The sequence below is a fragment of the Dokdonella sp. genome (assembly GCF_041395345.1).
Taxonomy (GTDB): Bacteria; Pseudomonadota; Gammaproteobacteria; order Xanthomonadales; family Rhodanobacteraceae; genus Dokdonella.
Genome location: NZ_JAWLAR010000017.1, coordinates 52,781 through 71,696, shown reverse-complemented (window position 1 = coordinate 71,696; position 18,916 = coordinate 52,781). Strand labels below are relative to the sequence as shown.

At 59.5% G+C, this 18,916-nt stretch carries 17 protein-coding genes, 1 tRNA gene and 1 other RNA gene; 16 read left to right on the top strand and 3 right to left on the bottom strand.

Annotation, left to right across the window (positions count from 1 at the left end):
- The first annotated feature begins 139 nt into the window (after positions 1 to 139).
- The 3 genes from R3F00_RS14870 (at position 140) to R3F00_RS14860 (ending at position 3,638) form a co-directional block, all read left to right on the top strand.
- On the top strand, positions 140 to 535 hold the full coding sequence (locus tag R3F00_RS14870; RefSeq protein WP_371282586.1) for a response regulator: 396 nt from the start codon (positions 140 to 142) through the stop codon (positions 533 to 535).
- 247 nt (positions 536 to 782) lie between these two features.
- Complete coding sequence (locus tag R3F00_RS14865) at positions 783 to 2,453, top strand: arylsulfatase (protein ID WP_371282585.1); 1,671 nt, start codon at positions 783 to 785, stop codon at positions 2,451 to 2,453.
- A gap of 171 nt (positions 2,454 to 2,624) precedes the next feature.
- A complete protein-coding gene (locus R3F00_RS14860) occupies positions 2,625 to 3,638 on the top strand; it encodes an HAD family hydrolase (protein WP_371282584.1) in 1,014 nt (337 codons plus the stop codon).
- A gap of 77 nt (positions 3,639 to 3,715) precedes the next feature.
- Here R3F00_RS14860 and ssrA read toward each other — a convergent pair.
- Both ssrA and smpB read right to left on the bottom strand, forming a co-directional pair.
- Positions 3,716 to 4,070, bottom strand: a transfer-messenger RNA (tmRNA) gene (gene ssrA, locus R3F00_RS14855).
- A 167-nt stretch (positions 4,071 to 4,237) separates the two neighbouring features.
- Positions 4,238 to 4,729: an SsrA-binding protein SmpB gene (gene smpB, locus R3F00_RS14850; RefSeq protein WP_371282583.1), complete on the bottom strand. Its 492-nt coding sequence runs from the start codon at positions 4,727 to 4,729 to the stop codon at positions 4,238 to 4,240.
- A 116-nt stretch (positions 4,730 to 4,845) separates the two neighbouring features.
- On the opposite strand from smpB, the gene R3F00_RS14845 reads away from it, so the two are divergent.
- Entirely contained in the window at positions 4,846 to 5,277 is a 432-nt protein-coding gene (locus R3F00_RS14845) for a type II toxin-antitoxin system RatA family toxin (RefSeq protein WP_371282582.1), read from the top strand.
- Positions 5,267 to 5,554, top strand: a complete 288-nt coding sequence (locus R3F00_RS14840; protein WP_371282581.1) for an RnfH family protein — start codon at positions 5,267 to 5,269, stop codon at positions 5,552 to 5,554. The genes R3F00_RS14845 and R3F00_RS14840 overlap by 11 nt, the downstream gene beginning before the upstream one ends.
- 23 nt (positions 5,555 to 5,577) lie before the next feature.
- Here R3F00_RS14840 and R3F00_RS14835 read toward each other — a convergent pair whose 3' ends face one another.
- Complete coding sequence (locus tag R3F00_RS14835) at positions 5,578 to 5,988, bottom strand: outer membrane protein assembly factor BamE (RefSeq protein WP_371282580.1); 411 nt, start codon at positions 5,986 to 5,988, stop codon at positions 5,578 to 5,580.
- Between the two features lie 95 nt (positions 5,989 to 6,083).
- Between R3F00_RS14835 and fur the strand changes: the two genes are divergently transcribed.
- The 11 genes from fur (at position 6,084) to R3F00_RS14780 (ending at position 18,875) form a co-directional block, all read left to right on the top strand.
- A complete protein-coding gene (gene fur, locus R3F00_RS14830) occupies positions 6,084 to 6,491 on the top strand; it encodes a ferric iron uptake transcriptional regulator (RefSeq protein WP_371282579.1) in 408 nt (135 codons plus the stop codon).
- Positions 6,492 to 6,750: 259 nt separating this feature from the next.
- On the top strand, positions 6,751 to 7,566 hold the full coding sequence (locus R3F00_RS14825) for a DUF2092 domain-containing protein (RefSeq protein ID WP_371282578.1): 816 nt from the start codon (positions 6,751 to 6,753) through the stop codon (positions 7,564 to 7,566).
- Entirely contained in the window at positions 7,563 to 8,081 is a 519-nt protein-coding gene (locus R3F00_RS14820) for a hypothetical protein (RefSeq protein ID WP_371282577.1), read from the top strand. Before R3F00_RS14825 ends, R3F00_RS14820 begins: the two co-directional genes overlap by 4 nt.
- Before the next feature lie 512 nt (positions 8,082 to 8,593).
- Positions 8,594 to 8,670, top strand: a tRNA-Arg gene (locus R3F00_RS14815).
- A gap of 464 nt (positions 8,671 to 9,134) precedes the next feature.
- Positions 9,135 to 9,515, top strand: coding sequence for a hypothetical protein (locus R3F00_RS14810; RefSeq protein ID WP_371282576.1), 381 nt, complete (start codon positions 9,135 to 9,137; stop codon positions 9,513 to 9,515).
- A 100-nt stretch (positions 9,516 to 9,615) separates the two neighbouring features.
- The gene (locus tag R3F00_RS14805; RefSeq protein ID WP_371282575.1) at positions 9,616 to 10,863 is read left to right on the top strand and encodes a TolC family protein; all 1,248 of its coding nucleotides are present in this window, start codon (positions 9,616 to 9,618) and stop codon (positions 10,861 to 10,863) included.
- Positions 10,860 to 12,062: an efflux RND transporter periplasmic adaptor subunit gene (locus tag R3F00_RS14800; RefSeq protein WP_371282574.1), complete on the top strand. Its 1,203-nt coding sequence runs from the start codon at positions 10,860 to 10,862 to the stop codon at positions 12,060 to 12,062. Before R3F00_RS14805 ends, R3F00_RS14800 begins: the two co-directional genes overlap by 4 nt.
- Before the next feature lie 30 nt (positions 12,063 to 12,092).
- Positions 12,093 to 15,221 (top strand): efflux RND transporter permease subunit, encoded by a 3,129-nt coding sequence (locus tag R3F00_RS14795; protein ID WP_371282573.1) that lies wholly within the window; start codon positions 12,093 to 12,095, stop codon positions 15,219 to 15,221.
- A complete protein-coding gene (locus R3F00_RS14790) occupies positions 15,218 to 15,538 on the top strand; it encodes a P-II family nitrogen regulator (protein WP_371282572.1) in 321 nt (106 codons plus the stop codon). The genes R3F00_RS14795 and R3F00_RS14790 overlap by 4 nt, the downstream gene beginning before the upstream one ends.
- A 79-nt stretch (positions 15,539 to 15,617) precedes the next feature.
- On the top strand, positions 15,618 to 16,514 hold the full coding sequence (locus R3F00_RS14785; protein ID WP_371282571.1) for a cation diffusion facilitator family transporter: 897 nt from the start codon (positions 15,618 to 15,620) through the stop codon (positions 16,512 to 16,514).
- Positions 16,515 to 16,643: 129 nt separating this feature from the next.
- Positions 16,644 to 18,875: a heavy metal translocating P-type ATPase gene (locus tag R3F00_RS14780; RefSeq protein ID WP_371282570.1), complete on the top strand. Its 2,232-nt coding sequence runs from the start codon at positions 16,644 to 16,646 to the stop codon at positions 18,873 to 18,875.
- Positions 18,876 to 18,916 lie beyond the last annotated feature (41 nt).

Sequence of the window (18,916 nt, the reverse complement as noted above, 5' to 3'; positions counted from 1 at the left end):
GAATATCGCAGCCGCTGCCACTAAAGTAGATTTGGGAACCGACGATCACTCGACGGACAACGGGGACCTGCCGGATCCGGACGCGCGTGGGTCACATCCGGTCTCCGCCTTTGGCAGCTCGAATGCGCCGCACGGAGCCATGGCTGCGAATACCGTACAACTTGTCAGCGAAGATGCCGAGCTTCGAGACTCCCTGTCGAAGCTCATGGTGGCGGCCGGGTTGGTGGTCGATGTGCTTCCGTCGATCCAGGCCTGGCTCCAGGCACCGGGGCCCGTGGTCCACGGCTGTGTCGTCCTGGATGCCGGACTGGCCGACGTGGACGGCAGGGTCCGACTCGACCGACTCGCCGCGAATTGCAGGAGCAGGGCGGTTCTGGCCATCACCGAACGGGGCGATGTGCCGATGGTGGTGCTGGCCATCCGGCATGGGGCCGCCGAGATCCTGCAAAAGCCCTTGCGCGAGCAAGAGTTTCTCGATCGCGTCCGCTGGATCCTCTTTCACCGTGCGGACAGTATCGGGGAGGAAGCCTCCTGATTGGCCTACCTACGTACTCTAAGTGGAGTCCCGAATGGGCGCAGCGTCGCAGGGTCACTATAGTTCAAGCATTGTTTCGACGGCGTTCACGATCCGGTCTGTACGAAGCCGGGCCGTCCCAATCATCGCAGGACCGGATTCCCTGTTCTCTTGGTGAGAGCTCCAACAAGGCTGGCCCCGATGCGACCGATCCGGCCCAGGCAAAGTTTCGACACCCGATACTTTCTTGACTCGCAAGGAGATGCAGATGAGCTACTTGAGATATGTGTTTGCAGCCATTCCTTTCTTGCTGGCCGCTTCGCCGGTTCTGGCGCAGGACAGCAAGCCGAACATCGTCCTGATCGTTTCCGACGACACCGGTTACGGTGACCTTGGGCCCTATGGCGGTGGCGAAGGGCGCGGCATGCCCACGCCGAATATCGACCGGCTCGCCGATGAAGGCATGACCATGTTTTCGTTCTACGCGCAGCCCAGCTGCACGCCGGGCCGGGCGGCCATGCAGACGGGTCGTATTCCGAATCGCAGCGGCATGACCACAGTAGCCTTCCAGGGCCAGGGCGGTGGACTGCCGGCGGCCGAATGGACCCTCGCTTCGGTGCTCAAGACGGCCGGATACAAGACCTACTTCACCGGCAAGTGGCATCTGGGTGAAGACGACTACGCCTTGCCGAACGCGCAGGGCTACGACGTGATGAAATATGCCGGCCTCTATCACCTCAATGCCTACACCTACGCGGATCCGACCTGGTTTCCGGACATGGCTCCGGAACTGCGCGAGATGTTCATGCGCGTGACCAAGGGATCGCTGTCGGGCAACGCGGGCGAGAAGCCCCACGAAGACTTCAAGATCAATGGTCAGTACGTCGACAAGCCTGGACAGAACGTAACGCTGCACGGCGTCAACTACCCGAATGGCGTGGTCGGCATCCCGTTCTTCGACGGCTACGTGCAGAAAGCGGCGCTGGAATTCCTCGATGATGCCGCCAAGGACACGTCCAGGCCGTTCTTCATCAACGTGAACTTCATGAAGGTGCACCAGCCGAACATGCCGGCGCCGGAGTTCGAGCACAAGTCGCTGTCCAAGTCGAAGTACGCCGATTCCGTGGTCGAACTGGATACCCGCATCGGTGCGATCATGGACAAGATCCGTTCGCTCGGTCTCGACAAGAACACGCTGGTTTTCTATACGACCGACAATGGCGCATGGCAGGATGTCTATCCCGATGCCGGCTACACGCCGTTCCGCGGCACCAAGGGTACGGTGCGCGAAGGCGGAAATCGCGTCCCGGCCATCGCCTGGATGCCGGGCCGGATCAAGGCGGGTTCGAAGAACCACGACATCCTCGGTGGCCTCGACCTGATGGAGACCTTTGCCAAGGTGGCCGGAATCAATGCGCTCCCGACCAAGGACCGCGATGGCAAGCCGATCGTATTCGACAGCTATGACATGTCGCCCGTGTTGTTCGGCACCGGCAAGTCAAAGCGGAACGCCTGGTTCTACTTCACCGAGAACGAACTGACTCCCGGCGCCGCTCGCGTGGGCAACTACAAGGCCGTGTTCAACCTGCGCGGCGACGATGGCCAGGCCACGGGTGGCCTGGCGGTCGACAGCAACCTAGGCTGGAAGGGGCCGGAGAAGTACACGGCCACCGTGCCGCAGGTATTCGATCTGTGGGCCGATCCGCAGGAACGCTACGATATCTTCATGAACAACTATACCGAGCGTACCTGGACACTGGTGACCATCAACAAGGCAATCCAGGAAAAGATGAAGTCCTATATCCAGTATCCGCCGCGCAAGCTGCAGAGCGAGGTATATACAGGGCCGATCACCTTGTCCAACTACCAGCGATTCCAGTGGGTCCGTGAACAGATGGCGAAGGATGGCGTCAATCTTTCCCTGCCCACCGGCAATTGACGCCCGGCGCCTGTCCCGGGTCACCGACGACTCCGGCATGGGCCAACATATGTTCCCGGCGCAGTCAGCTGCGCCGGGAATCCTTTTGGGTTGACTGGATAGGCCGTGCTGGCGTGTCTTGCGCGCCCGGGCCACCGGAATTCGATTTCTCACTACGGGAGTGCCCTGACGATGAAGCTGCGTTTTCCGACCCTGCTGACTATTGCGCTCGCCTGCCTGACGGCTGTCGCCAGCGCCCAGTCCAGCTCCACCCCTGATCCTCTGCCCTCGTGGAATGCCGGCGCCAGCAAGAAGGCCATCATCACCTTCGTCGAGGGGGTCTCGAAGGCGGGTTCGCCGAATTTCGTCCCCGTCGAGGAACGGGTCGCGACGTTCGACAACGACGGCACGCTCTGGGCCGAACAACCCATGTACTTCCAACTGTTCTTCGCCCTCGATCGAATCCGGGAACTCGCGCCATCGCATCCCGAGTGGAAGGATACCGAGCCCTACAGGAGCGTGCTCGACGGCGACATGAAGGCGCTCGCGGCGTCCGGGGAAGAGGGCCTGATGAAGATCGTGCTGGCCTCGCATGCGGGGATCAGTGCCGAGGCCTACAAGGAGTCCGTGCGCGACTGGTTGAAGACGGCCCGTCACCCAACCACCAAGAAGCCATTCGCCCAGATGGTCTACCAGCCGATGCTGGAGTTGCTGAACTACCTGCGCGCGCATGATTTCAAGACCTACATCGTGTCCGGAGGTGGAGTCGACTTCATGCGGGTATTCACCAAGCAGGTATATGGGATCCCGCCCGAGCAGGTGGTCGGCTCGACGCTCGATGCGAAGTTCGAGCTGGTTGCCGGTGTGCCGACCATCATCAAGGAAGGCAAGTTGCTCCTCAATGACGACAAGGCGGGCAAGCCTGTCGGAATCTACCGGCACATCGGTCGTCGACCCGTGTTCGCGGCCGGCAATTCGGATGGCGACATCCAGATGCTCGAGTACACGACAGTACCTCGCAACAGCAAGGACAAGCGTCCGAATTTCGGCATGCTCGTCCACCACACCGACGCCGAGCGCGAATGGGCCTACGACCGCAAATCGCACATCGGTCAGTTGAACAAGGGTCTCGACGACGCCAGGGCACGCGGCTGGGTCATAGTCGACATGAAGGACGACTGGAGCCGGATCTACCCTCCGGAGTAGGTTTCGTCGGGCAGACGAGCTTCGCGTCCCGCGACATGAACGAGAAGGGCCTGCAGAAACCTGCAGGCCCTTTTGATTGGTGGAGGTGGCGGGAGTTGAACCCGCGTCCGAAGGCGATTGACGCCCGGTACTACATGCTTAGCTCACCGTTCGATCTCGTCTTCCGGCAGTACGATGTGCGAAACGCACCGGTCGACCAGTCTGAAAAGTTTCGCCATTCTTCCGACAGACGGCGGAATCAGGCTATCTCATGATAATGACGGTACATCCACGAGCATGAGCACAAGTGGGTTCCCGGCTTACGCCTTAAGCGGCGAGTGCGTAGTTGTCGTCGTTGGCAACTAAAAGTTTGCTACTGGATTAACGAGGAAAGTCGCCCCCTCGGCATGCACCAAGCTATCTCACTACCCCCGTCGAAGCCATGACACCCCCGGGGAACGGAATGCTAGCACGTGGCCAGCACGTTCAGGAGATGGGGTTGAGTATGGTGCGGTTCAAGGGGAACGGGGCAGGGGCATCCCGCAGTAGAGATTCGGGATGCGCCAGGGCGGATCATCCCGAATCCCGAATCCCGAATCCCGAATCCCGAATCCCGAATTTCAGGCCCCCTTGTTGTGCGCCCGCATGGCGCGCTGCTTGTCGCGCTGCCAGTCCTTGTCCTTGAGGGTATTGCGCTTGTCGTGTTCCTGCTTGCCCCGGGCCAGGCCGATCTCGATCTTGACCTTGTTGCCTTTCCAGTACATGGCCATCGGCACGAGCGTATAACCCTTGCGTTCGACCGCCCCGACCAGCTTGTCGATCTCGTTGCGGTGCAGGAGCAACTTGCGCGTACGCCGATCATCGGCGACGACGTGGCTGGAGGCGGATATCAGCGGCACGATCGAAGCACCGAACAGGAAGATCTCGCCATTGCGCACGATGGCGTAGGCGTCGGTCAGGTTGGTCCGACCCGCACGCAGGCTCTTGACCTCCCAGCCCTGCAGGGCCACGCCGGCCTCGTAGCGCTCGTCGATATGGTATTCGTGGCGTGCGCGCTTGTTCAGCGCGATGGTTCCGCCGGCCTTCTTGTCCTTGGCATTCTGCTTGGTCATGCTGTTCGAGTGGATCCTTGGCGACGCTTTCCAGGTCTGGTCGGAGTATCTATATTGTGGGCGGCGCTGGTCGATGCAAGCGCGGCCGGAATGATCAGGTTGAAGCGAGTGAACTCTTGATACAGATACGTCGCAGTGCCCTGGTGAGGCAAACCCCAGCGGTGATGTTCGATCTCGTCAACGATGTCGAAGCATACCCGAGGCGATTCCCCTGGTGCGCCGGGTCTGAAGTCCTAGAGCGTGCCGATGCGTCGTTGATCGCTCGGCTGGATGTGCGGCTGGCGGGAATGACCCAGAGCTTCACGACCCGCAATACCCTCGATTCTCCGGCGCGCATCCACATGCATCTGGTCGATGGTCCGTTCCGCACCCTGGAAGGTGAATGGACGTTTCTCGCGCTGGGCGATGCCGGCTGCAAGATCTCGTTCGCCCTGGATTTCGACTACTCGGGACGCTTCACCGCGCCTGCCTTGCGTATCGGATTCCAGAACCTGGCTGACCGCATGGTGGATGATTTTGTTCGCGAGGCACATCGTCTTGGCCAGTGAACTGATCCGGGTCGAAGTGGCCTACGCCTCCCCCGAAGCGCAATTCCTGCGTGAATTGCGAATGAAGCGGGAATCGACGATCGCCGAAGCCATTGCCGAATCAGGCGTCGAAGCTGAATGTGGAATCAGGGTCGACGACTTGAGCGTTGGCATCTGGTCAAAGCCGGTCAGCCCTGAAACCCGCCTGCGCGACGGCGACCGGGTGGAGATCTATCGCCCGCTGAAAGTTGATCCCAAGGAAGCGCGCAGACGCCGCGCCAGGAAATCCGTGCGCTAGCCCGGCTGGCAACCCCGTCAGGCCTAACCGCCCCTCGGCGGCTTCTTGTCGTCTTCTTCGCGCTTCTCGTCCGGATACTGGCGCTTGTACTTGCGCGCATCCTGGATCAGGGAATTCGGATCCTCGGGGAAGTAGTCGCCCTCGATCTTGGTCAGCGCATCGTTTTCGAAGTAGAGAATGAGGTCCTTGCTTTCCATCTTGCCGCGACCCCGCTTGATGCTGGAGACGTAGTCCCAGCGATCCTGGTTGAACGGGCTGACGACCGACGGAGATCCCATGACAACCAGAACCTGCCGCTTGGTCATGCCAGGCTTGAGTGTATCGACCTGTTCCTTGTCAAACAGGTTTCCCTGCTGAACATCCAGTTTGTAGAACAACCCGCATCCACTCAGCAGGAGGAGGAGGGCGGTTACGGCAATCAGGCGAAGCAGCATGCGTTCAGGCTCGGCGATGTTCAAACCCCGGATGATACACTAGCGCCCTTGTCTGGAACGTCTGGCAGCGGCGAAAGGCCGTGTGGAGGATCACCATGGAATCGACCGATTTGCGCAAGGCGGGCTTGAAGGTCACCCATCCGCGCATGCGCATCCTCGAAATCCTCGAAAACCTCGATGGAAGGCATGTGACGGCGGAGGACATCTACCGCGAATTGCTCGATCACGAGGATGATATCGGCCTGGCCACGGTCTATCGGGTACTGACCCAGTTCGAGGCGGCCGGATTGGTGCTGAAGCACAATTTCGAGGGTGGTCAGGCCGTCTACGAGCTGGATCGGGGCAAGCACCACGATCACATGATCGATATCGAGACCGGCAAGGTCATCGAGTTCACCAGCGAAGAGATCGAGCGGCTGCAGCACGAGGTGGCAGCCAAATACGGCTATCAGATCGAGGATCACAGCCTGGTCCTGTATGTGCGCGCCAGGAAAAAAAGCTGAGCAGACCGGGATGGGGCAGTCTCTTTCGGGCAGCCCTTCGAAGCCCGATGATGCGAGGCTCGGCAGCGGATGCAGGGTGCTTTGGAATTCTTGCGCTCTGGCACGGCCCGAACACGGACGTGATGCTGAATTTCCGTCAGAAATTCAATAAAGTCAGTGACTTGATAACGAGGCAGCTGCATTCTTTCGACTCGGTGGACTTCGCGAGCCCCACCGTCGCACTCAGCTTGCGGCTCGCGAGTATCAGGAGTACAGACCTATGCGTGTTGACAAGAGTGTGATCATTCTCGCATTGGCGGGAATGGCGCTGGCAGTGGGAACTCCCGCTCTGGCGCAAGATTCCAAACCGGAAACATCGAAAAGCGCGCCGGATGAAGCATCCGACATCGATGCCGATGCCATCGAAGCCCTGAACAAGATGGGTACCGCGCTTCGCGATTTGAAGCAATTTTCAATAGCTTCGACAACTACGCGGGAAATCGTGCTTGAAACCGGTGAAAAGATCCAGTTTGATGGATTCGTCCACTGGAAGGTCAAGCAGCCGGACAGCCTCTATGTCGACGTGAAGAGCGATCGCAAGAACCGCGAGTATTTCTACGATGGCAAGGATCTGACAATCTATTCGCCTCGGCTCAAGTTCTATACGTCGATCGACAGCGTCAACGCCAATCTGCGCGATTTGATCCTCAAGGCATCCAATGACTATGGCATCGAATTGCCGCTGACGGACCTGTTTTTCTGGGGCACGGAGTATGTCTCCGATGACTTGATCAAGTCGGCCATGGTCGTCGGCCCGGGAACCATCAACGACGACAAGGTCGAGCATTATGCGTTCCGTCAGGAGGGTGTGGATTGGCAGGTATGGATCAATCAGGCGACGAACCTGCCGGTAAAGCTGGTCATTACGACTCTCGATGACCCGGCACGTCCGCAGTACACGGCCCGATTGAACTGGGATACCAGTGCGACATTCGAGCATTCCGTGTTCAAGTTTGTCGCGCCCGAAGGGGCGCACAAGATCAACTTCGTGCCAGATCCGCAGGCAATAGCAAATGCAGAAGGAGAGGGATCATGAGCATGTCGATCAGGAACCGTCGCACGATGTTGTCGGTAGCGCTTGCCGCGTCTTGCCTGGTTATCGGCATGACTGTCCCGGATGCTGATGCGCGTGGAGGTGGCGGTCACCGGGGTGGTGGGGCACGTGCGTCCGCGCACACCAGTGTCAATCGGCCATCAGGCAACAGGGGCGGCGGCAATAATTCGCGCAATTCCGGCAATCGCAATAACGTCAATATCAACAACAACAACGTCAACATAAACCGAAACACCAATATCAATGTCGACAGTCACCATGGTGGACACTGGAACGACTATGACGACCACTACCATCCCGTGGCGCGGGGCGTTGCCATTGGCGCGACAGCAGCCGTCACGGCAGCCGTGGTTGGCTCGATCGTGTATTCGGTTCCCCCGAACTGCACGACGGTCGTGGTCAATGGCATCAGCTACTCGCAATGCGGCAGTACCTGGTATGAGCCGCGATATTCCGGCAGTTCGGTTCAGTATGTCGTAGTGAACTCGCCGCGCTGAAGCCACGCGTGTTCTCGGGCGTGTCCGAAGGAGTTGCGCATCGATTGCGCGCAACTCCTTCTCCGGGGTCCATGTGAGGGGACTCGAGATCGTCGGGTTTCAAGCCGGATCGACTGCAAGTATCAACCGCTGGTTCGGTCATGCCCGCGAAATTCCGAACAGCACGCCAGCTCAGGCAAGGCGAACCGAGCGAATGCAACCGTTCAAGTGAACTCGAGCCTGGCTGTGGCCTGAACGTGAGGATGTGCCGGAGTCACCGGGCAGCCTGTCAGGTGAGTCAGGAATCCTGCTTCGACCGCTTGCCAGCCTGGAGCAGACAGGCAGGCTTCGAGAATGGGTCTCAACGGTTTTCCGGTCCGGAATGGCGCTGCGGGCGTGCCGCTTCGAGGATCCGGTCAAAGCAAATTGCGCAAAGTGGTTGACGAAACCCGCTCCGCACCGAATAATCCCGCCCCTCGTTGGACCAGGCCACCTGTGCTCAGCCGCACGTGATGCCAGCAACGAAGACCAAAGCGCCCGTAGCTCAGCTGGATAGAGTACCAGGCTACGAACTTGGTGGTCGGGAGTTCGAATCTCTCCGGGCGCGCCATAAAAAAGAACGAAGGATCAATGAGTTAAGGCTCATTGGTCCTTTTTTCTGTGGGCCAATTTTGAGCCCAAAAGGCCCGCTGTGACGATTCTGTGACGAATCTGTGCCAAAGCCTGCTAGCGTTGAGCGGCCAGAGCACTCGCATTTGACTACCAAGTCCCGTGACGAACAACTTGCTGGGTTCGGTAGCCAGAAGGGAAAAGGTGTTCTCCAACAGCCCCTAGAGTCCTGGGAGAGCCAGAGCGACTTGCATGTGAAATGTCAGGCCTGCCCTTGCAAATGTTTAACTGCCGGGAATTGTTCTGCAATCGGTAATCGGCAGTCCTTGCCAAGCCCCGGGGGAAGCTCACCAAGATGCGACTTCATTTCGACCAACGTGCAATTTCTTGATTTATTCGCGCAACCTATGGCCCGGGTGGCCAGCGCTATTTTATAACGCTGCGGCTTGCCTGTATCCTTCCCGCATGTCGCTCAATTCCAACGCCACGTTGCTAGCCCGAATTCGCAGATCTTCGCGATTGGCGATCTTCATGATCATGGTGTTCACCTTGAAAATAGGTGCCGTGGTGGCGTGCACGACGCATGACATGCTTGACTACACTGGTGATGCGAGCAGCTCCTCGACGGGGATGAGCTGGGTTGACACCGTATCGAGCGAAGATCCGACGGGCAATCCGTTCGACTTTGAGGGGACTTGCGAACACTGTGGCTGTCATCAGACTATCGCCATGGTTCCCACTGTTGAGTTTCTTGAGTCGCTGCGGGAGGGAGTCGCGATTGGATGGGTCGCCATTCCGACCCGCCATGTCCTCCTGCCCAAAGAGTTACGCCCACCCATCGTCTGAATGAATCGATACAGCCCTTCGGCTCTGATAGTCGAAGGAAGATTTTCATTCAGAGGACTACCAGATGTTCCCTTTCCGCCTGCCGCGACGATGCATGCTCGTGCGTCTGACCGTGGCTGTTTCCTGTGTCATCTACTGGCCAATTCCGGCGCATTCCGCCGAGATCCCCCCCACTCTTGCGCCGCCGGAAATTCGACAGGCAGTGCAGGGCGCGTGGCAACAGCACCCGAGTTATCGCATCAATGAAGCGCTGATTGCGGCAGCCAATGCCCGGCTTGATGCGGCCTCGAAACCCCTCTACAACCCCGAACTCGAAGTACTTCTTGACAGGGAGGGGCCGGATCGCTCGGCCGTTGCCGGGGTAAATCTGACTCTTGATCTGAGCGGAAAGCGTAGGCTCCGGCATGACGCCGCCGAAGCTCGCGTTGATCTGGCCACAGCGGAAGCACGCGTAATTCGCCGGGAATTCACCAGACAGTGGTTCGAAGGTTGGGCAGATTACCTTGCCGCTACCCAGCGCGTGGAAATTGGCAATCAAAGATTGCAACTGGTCTCCCGATTTGCGGATCTAGCGGAGAGGCAGTACGCGGCGGACGACATCTCGGGACTGGATAGGGATTTGGCATCCCTGGCGAGCGAAGAAGCGCGTCTACAGCAATCGCAATTGCTGGCAGACCAGACCGATGCCGAAGCTCGCTTTCGTGAGGTTGGGGGCACCATCAACCCTGCAACGGGTCAGTCGCTCCCGACCAGCGAACTGCCAGCCCCTGTTGCGTACCAGAACGCCAGTCTCGAGGAGCTACCTGATTGGCAAGTTGCTCAGGCGACTGCGAAAACCCTTGCGCGCGAAGTTCTGGTAGCGCGGCAGAACAGAGTCGCTGATCCAACGGTAGGAATCAATGGGGGACGCATCGACTACGGAAGCTTTCGCGACAACGTTATCGGCGTGAGGCTAAGCGTACCCCTGTTTGTGCGCAATTCGTTCGGGGCGGAAGTCGTTGCGGCCCAAGCGGACGCAAACGCCGCAGATGCTGAGGTTGAACGAGTTGTCCTGCAGCTCGACACTGAGCGTCGACGCGCTATCACAACATACGATTCGTCCCGCACGGCCTGGTCCCGATGGCAGGCTAGTCGTGGCACCGACGTCGAGCTCCGGGCGGGTCTGCTTGAACGACTCTGGAAGCAAGGCGAGTTGTCGACATCGGACTACCTGTTGCAGCTCAAGCAGACCTTGGACACCGCGCTTGCCGGCGCCGAACTTGAAGCGCGCGTTTGGCGCGGCTTTGTTGAATATCTTGCCGCCACTGGACAGCTGGAACGCTGGTCCGGACTGGAGGGAACCCCATGAGAACCGCTCACATGAAGATTCGCAGCATCGCTTTTCTTTTGATACTTGCAGCACTCGCAACAGGCCTGTCGGCATGTTCAGAGTCATCCGAGCACGATGCTGCGATGGCAGACAACACGCACCCATCGTCCGGCGCCCCAAAACATGACGACGCCAACGGGCACGGTGATGACGATGAGTCCGAAAAGGGCGTAGCGATGGACGACGCGGCGCTTTTGGCAGCCGGCATCGAATTGCAGACGCTGGCACCTTCCCGACTCAGTGAAGAACTGCGTGCCCCCGGCGAGGTTACCGACAATGCATATGGCACAACGCTGATTACCCCTCGGGTGGATTCGCTCGTTGTTAGTCGGCATGCCCGAATCGGCGATGAAGTTGAGGCCGGTGCGCCGCTGGTTACCTTGTCCAGTGTCGAAGTTGCCAATGCGCAAGCCGAGTTGCGCATCGCCCAGGAAGAGTGGAGGCGAGTATCCGAGTTGGGTCGGGAAGCAGTTTCCGGTCGTCGCATAAACGAAGCCAGAGTCAATCTGGATCGCGCCAAAGCAACCGCTCGTGCCTACGGGCTCTCAGGAACGGCAGACGGCCGCAGCAATGGCGAATTCACTTTGTCCGCGCCGCATGCAGGAAGACTGACCGAAGACGATTTCGTGGTGGGACAGCGCATCGAGCCGGGTACGACCCTGTTCCGCCTCGTCGATGAATCCACGGTATGGGTAGACGCAAAGCTGCCATCAGAATCCGCATCGCACGTGAAAGCGGGGACGCCAGCCACGATTGTAGCCGGCGGCCAACGTATTGCAGGTACGGTCATGCGCAGTGCACATCGTACGTCGGAAGCGACGCGAAATGCGACGGTCAGGGTCGAAGTGCCCAACCCTCATGACCTGTTGCACAGCGGCGACTACGTTGATGTGTATTTCGAGGCTACTTCCGAAAAAGAGGGTCGATCTCAATCGGCCACACGATTGGCCGTGCCGACCAGTGCGCTTGTCCAGATCGATGGTGAAACCGTCGTGTTCCGTCGAGATGCAAAGGATGGCGCATTGGAACCCGTAGCCGTGCGAGCAGGCGAAGTCATTGGAGATCACACCGTTATCAGGGAAGGTGTCGAGACCGGCGATGTCATCGTTGTGGCCGGGGCCTTTGCCGTGAAGTCGCAGATGCTCAAGGCCGAATTGGGAGAAGGTCATGGGCATTGATCGCATTCCACGCAAACCAGGGGGTGCACCATGCTGAGCCACCTGGTCGAACTCTCCCTGCGCTACAAGTTCCTTGTACTGATCAGCTTTGCCGTCATCGCCTTTCTCGGTCTGCGCGCCGTACGCGATGTGCCGATCGATGCATTCCCGGATGTCACACCGGCGCAGGTCAATGTGTACACCGAATCACCAGGATTGGCCGCTGAAGATGTCGAGCTGCTGCTGACCACGCCTATCGAGTCGGCGCTCGCCGGCCTGCCGAAGGTGCAGGAAATCCGCTCGGTCAGCCTGTTCGGCTTGTCTTATGTCGCGGTCTACTTTGAAGACGACATGGACATCTATTTCGCCCGCCAGCTGGTCAACGAACGTCTGCAGGAGATCGGTGATCGACTGCCGGCGGGCTACGGAAAACCGGGCATGGGTCCAAACACCTCAGGTTTGGGCCAGGTGTTCTGGTACACCGTGGAGCGCGCAAAAGGGGTCAGCAAGGAAGAAGTTACCGACATGGACTTGCGCACCTGGCAGGAATGGATGGTGCGACTCGTATTGCGCACGGCGCCAGGCGTGGATGACGTCACCTCCTGGGGCGGTGGTGAGCGCGAGTTTCAAGTCCTCGTCGATCCACAGCGGCTATACGCGCGTGGCCTTGGCTTTGCCGATGTGATCACCGCGATTCCGGCCAACAACGGCCAGGTCGGTGGCAATGTCATGGATGTCGGGCGCGAGCAGTTCCTCGTGCGCGGTCTGGGTCTCTTGACGTCAACCGCTGATATCGGCGCCATCGTGCTGAAAGCCGAGGACGGCGTCCCGGTCTATCTTCGCGATGTTGCCACAGTGGTCGAAGCACCAGCACCGCGTTTTGGCGCGGTGACGCGTGACGGAGAAGAAGTCGTGCTCGGCATGGCGTTGGCGCGCATTGGGGAGAACGCCAAGGCCGTTGTTGAAGCGGTCAAGGGCAAGCTAGATATTGTTCGCGATGCTTTGCCCATGACCATGGTGCTCAAACCCATCTACGAACGTACTGATCTGGTCAACAAGGCCGTGGGAACGGCAGTCAGGGCACTGATCGAGGGCTCGATTCTTGTTGCAATCGTACTGTTCCTTTTTCTCGGCGAGCTGCGCTCGGCCCTGGTGGTCATTGTGACCTTGCCTCTGGCCATGCTGATTGCGTTCATCGGCATGGGCGAAGCGGGATTGTCGGCCAATCTGATGTCTCTGGCCGGTCTGGCCATCGGCATAGGCATGATGGTCGATGGGGCCGTAGTCATGGTCGAGAATGCATTTCGCATCATGGCTGAGCGCCTGGAACACGGAGAGAAGGTCAATCGAACCTCGGCCGTGCTGGCAGCGGCACGTGAGGTAGCCAACCCAATCAGCTTTGCCATCACGATCATCATCGTCGTATTCCTGCCACTGTTCGCGCTTGAAGGCCTCGAAGGCAAGATGTTCAAGCCGATGGCTTTCAACATCGCCTTCGCCATGGCCGGTTCGATGATCCTGAGTCTGACCCTGATTCCGGTCCTGGCCTCGATGATCCTCAAGCCGAAGCCGGAGCGGGACACCTGGCTGGTGGCGCGCATCAAGCGTGGCTATCAACCTGTGCTGTCCAAGGCGCTCGCGCACAAGCGTGTTGTGGTCATCAGCGCATTGCTGGCGTTGGTAGCGAGCCTCGCGCTGTTTCCGTTTCTCGGCAAGGAATTCATGCCGCAGTTGCAGGAAGGCTCGATCATGTGGCGGGTAACAGGAATTCCTTCCACCTCGCTCAATGAGTCCATCAAGACCAGCAACACGATCGCCGAGGCGTTCAAGAAATTCCCGGAGGTCGAGACGACACTGGCGATGATCGGTCGTGCAGAAAAGGGCGAGACTGCCGACGTCAACTACATGGAAATCTACACGTCGCTCAAGCCGCCTGAGGAGTGGAAAAGCGGGCGCAACATCAAGCAGCTTGAAGAGGCCATGCAGGAGACGCTTGAAGAGGTGGTTCCGAATGTCGTACCCGGCTATACCCAACCGATCCAGATGCGGGTGGAAGAGCTCATATCCGGCGTGCGTGCGACCCTGGCGCTCAAGCTCTACGGCGAGGATCTTCAGCAACTCGATCGGATCAGCGGGCAGTTGAAGGGCGTGCTCGCCGGCGTGAAGGGCGTAGCCGATCTGTCCCTGGAGGCGAATGTGGGCAAACCCCAGATCCGCATCCAGGTCGATCGAGACGAGCTGGCGCGCCATGGCATGAATGCCGAGGAAGTGCTGACCATCGTCCGCAACGGTTTGGGCGGCGAACCGGTGAGCGTCCTGCTCGACGGCGTTCGGCGTTTCGACATTGCGGTGCGTCTCAGCGATGTGACACGTGATTCAGTGGAAGCCCTTCGCAAGATTCCCATGCGAACGGCAACCGGCGCCCTTGTAGCGCTGTCCGAGGTTGCCGATGTCAGCGTCGCGGAGGGCTATTCCTTCGTGCGCCGCGAGCAATTGCAGCGCTATGCCGTGATCCAGATGGATGTGCGCGGTCGCGATGTGGACGGCTTCGTCAATGACGCCGAAGCGGCCATCCAGAAACAGGTGGCTTTACCCTCTGGATACTGGATCGAGTGGGGCGGTGCATTCGAAAACCAGCAGCGTGCGCTGGCCAAGCTCGCCTTGATCGTACCGGTCACGATCTTCTTTATCTTCGTGCTGCTCTATACCGCCTTCAATTCGGTGAAGTACGCCGTTCTCATCCTGGCCAACGTTCCGTTCGCCACGATCGGCGGTCTGCTCGCATTGTTCGTTACCGGTCAATATCTCTCGGTGCCTTCGGCGATCGGCTTCATTGCGGTCTTTGGCGTGGCCATGCTCAACGGCATCGTGCTGGTGAGTTTTCTCAACGAGCTTCGAGACAAGGGACTCAGTCCGCGTGAAGCGGTATCGCAGGGAACGGCATTGCGCCTGCGGCCGGTATTGATGACGGCGAGCGTGGCGATACTCGGGCTGGTGCCGATGCTGCTTTCCAGTGGCGTCGGCGCGGAAACCCAACGACCCCTGGCCACCGTGGTGGTCGGAGGCTTGATCACCTCGACCTTGCTCACGCTGATCTTGCTTCCGGTTCTCTACGAGTGGATGGAAAACCGCGCGGAGCGAAAAACGCTCGAGTCACGAACACAGGAGGCCGCGTCATGAAACAGATCAAGGCATTCGTGCACAAGAATCGCGTGCCCGACCTTATCCATTCTCTTGAGGAAGCGGGATTTCGGAAGCTGAGCCTGTTCGACGTCAAGGGTCTATTGCGTGCAATCAGCACACGCGAGCAGGAATATTCGATCGATCTTGGCGACCGTGTCATCAGCGAAATGCAGATGGAATTGTTTTGTGAGGACGAGGAGGTGAGTCGAGCGGTGGAGATATTCCGCCGGGTCGGTCGGACGGGCCGACGTGAGGCTGGCTGGGTCTATGTCGCTTCCGTCGAGCAGTCCTACGCCATTGGCGATCCCGACTAGCGCCAAACGGGTGCCGGTGCCTGCGGGTTTTCCACCCGCTGGTACCGGCAATTTCCGAGGGCAACATGGAGACGGAAACGTGAGTGCAGGACATGATCACGGCGTAAGCGAAATGAAACATGAGAAGCCACTTTGGTGGGCTTTCGGTCTAACAGCGGTTTATCTCGTCGCGGAAGTCGTTGGCGGCCTCCTCACCAACAGTCTGGCGTTGTTGTCCGATGCTGCGCACATGGGTACGGACGCGCTTGCGCTCGGCATCTCCTTGTTCGCCGTGCGCATGACTCGGCGCCCGCCGGATGCCAAGCGAACCTATGGCTTTGCTCGCATGGAAGCAATCGGCGCGATGATCAACGGCGGCATGCTGTTCTTGGTCGCGGGTTACATCCTGTGGGAGGCGGTGGGGCGTTTTCGCGAGCCAACGGAAGTTGCCTCCACAGGCATGCTGGTGATCGCCGCACTGGGTTTACTGGTCAACCTTATTTCAATGCGCCTGCTCAAGGCAGGCAGCGGCCAAAGTTTGAACGTCAAGGGCGCGTATTTGGAAGTGTGGGCCGACATGCTCGGGTCGGTAGGCGTCATCATCGGCGCGGTAGTAGTCATGGCCACCGGCTGGACGTTGGCAGATCCAATTATTGCCGTGCTGATCGGCCTGTGGGTTCTGCCGCGCACATGGATGCTGATGCGCGAGGCGGGCCAGGTGTTGATGCAAGGCGTACCTGCGGGTCTTGACCTGGACAGAGTTCGCGACATGATGCTGGCGCATCCCGGGGTCGCAAAGGTTCACGACCTGCACGTCTGGGCGCTCGGGTCAAAGGAACCCGTATTGACTGCGCACATCATCCTTACCGACGAAACGCGACCGCCGGATGCGGTGCGGCAGTCGTTGGCGACGGCGTTGACAGCAGCATTTGATATCGAACACGCGACGTTGCAGGTAGACGCCTCCACGGTGATCGAAGGTCCCACGCATGCGTAAAGGACTCGCTTCGGTGTTGCAGCAAGCAAACATCAAGATCGCTGATTTTCGATTGGGCCACGGCCTACATTGATTTCGCATGGTCCTTCAGTGCATCAACGTCTAGAGGAACAGTTACCGGAGAAGTTTGTGAATACAAAAGAAGTTGACGTGGCAGGCGCCGCTGGTTCGCACGCTGACAAAGATCATTGTTGTGACTCTGGTACTCCCCCCGCATCAGATCAGATCGAGGGAGCTGGCAATGGAACGGCTTTCCGCATAGACACCATGGATTGCGCCGCTGAGGAAAGCGAAATCCGCCGCGCTCTGGCACCGGTCACCGGGGTGCGCGGGCTCAGTTTCCAGTTGGGCGCACGGATCCTCACCATCGATGCTCTGGAGCCGGTGATACCAGAGGCGCTGGTGGCGATTCGGAAAGCAGGTTTTGACCCCCAACCGGTTGCGAACGATGGCCCAGCCCCGGGCGCATTTGCGCCTGTCTCACAAGGACTGTGGCGGCTGGGATTTGGCTTGACGCTTGCCGTAGTGGCGGAATTGCTGGCCTTCTTCGCGCCGGAAACATTGCCGTTCAAGTTCCTTGGCATGGTGCTGGCTGCCGCCGCCATCGGCCTGGCTGGCCTGTCGACGTACAAGAAAGGCTTGGCCGCGCTTCGTCGCGGACAGTTCAACATCAATGCATTGATGGCCGTGGCGGTGACCGGGGCGTTTCTGATAGGGCAATGGCCCGAAGCCGCAATGGTCATGGCGCTTTATGCAATTGCCGAACTGATAGAGGGTCGGGCACTGGATCGTGCGCGCAACGCCATCAAGAGCCTGCTCGATCTCGCCCCGGACACCGCGGAAGTGCGGGAGGCCGGTGGCGACTGGAAGGAAATCGCCGCGACCAAGGTTGCTCTGGAAACGATCGTCCGGGTCAAACCCGGCGCGCGGGTACCGCTGGACGGCGTAATCACGGCCGGCACCACCGCGATCAATCAGGCACCTGTTACCGGAGAAAGCATTCCCGTCGACAAGGCACCGGGCGACCCCGTGTTCGCCGGGACCATCAACGACACCGGAATGATCGAGATGCGGGTCACCGCGGCCGCCAGCAATACAACCCTGGCGCGTATCATCGATGCGGTTGAAAAAGCGCAAGGCACCCGGGCCCCAACACAGCAATTCGTGGACCGATTCGCCGCAATCTATACACCAGTGATCTTTGCCTTGGCTGTCGCAGTAGCCCTGCTGACGCCGTGGCTGATGGACTGGACATGGTCGCAATCAGTGTACAAGGCGCTGGTGCTACTCGTGATCGCGTGTCCGTGCGCGTTGGTGATCGCAACACCTGTGACCCTGGTCAGCGGTCTGGCCGCTGCGGCGCGGCGCGGCATCCTCATCAAGGGCGGCATTTATCTGGAGGGTGCCCATAAGCTCAAGGCGATCGCACTCGACAAGACTGGAACGATCACCGAGGGCAAGCCGAAACTGGTCGCGACCGAAACGATGGCCAAGAACTTACCCGAAGAACAGGTCCTGCGCTGGGCGACCGTGCTTGCCGGCCAATCCGATCATCCCGTGTCGAGGGCGATTGCCCAGGGACTGCCTCAAGGCGAGGGTGACGTGCAGCAATTCACCGCGCTGCCGGGACGCGGCGTCCGCGCCATCGTCGACGGACAGACTCTCGTCCTGGGCAACCATCGCCTGATCGAGGAACGCAAGCAGTGCAACGTCGACATTGAAGCGCGACTGGCCGTGCACGAAGCCGAGGGACGGTCGGTCACGTTAATGGCATCGGAGTCGCAGGTACTGGTGATCTTCGCGGTGGCTGACACCATCAAGGACAGTTCGCGCGAGGCGCTGGTGCAGCTGCACGCGCTCGGGGTGTCGTCCGTCATGCTGACCGGCGACAACACGGCCACCGCGCAGAGCATCGCCCGCGAGGCCGGCATCGACGATGCACGCGGTGATCTGTTGCCCGAGGACAAGCTGGCCGCTATCGAGGAAATGCAGAAGCGCTATGGGCTCACCGCGATGACCGGAGACGGAATCAACGATGCGCCAGCGTTGGCACGGTCCGACATGGGCTTCGCCATGGGAGGCGCAGGCACCGACACCGCGATGGAAGCGGCCGACGTGGTGATCATGAATGATGATCTACGGCGTATTCCCGAAACCATTCGCATGTCGCGCCGCACGCGGACCGTGCTGTTGCAGAACATCGTGCTCGCGCTGGGCGTCAAGGCTGTCTTTCTGGTGCTGGCGATCTTCGGAACCGCCACCATGTGGATGGCGATCTTTGCCGACATGGGGGCAAGCCTGCTTGTGATCTTCAACGGGTTGCGTTTGTTGCGGATGGGTTCGGTGGAGAGCGGCAAATAGCGGCGCGATGAGATTGCATCCGGAGTGATCAGGACGCTCAT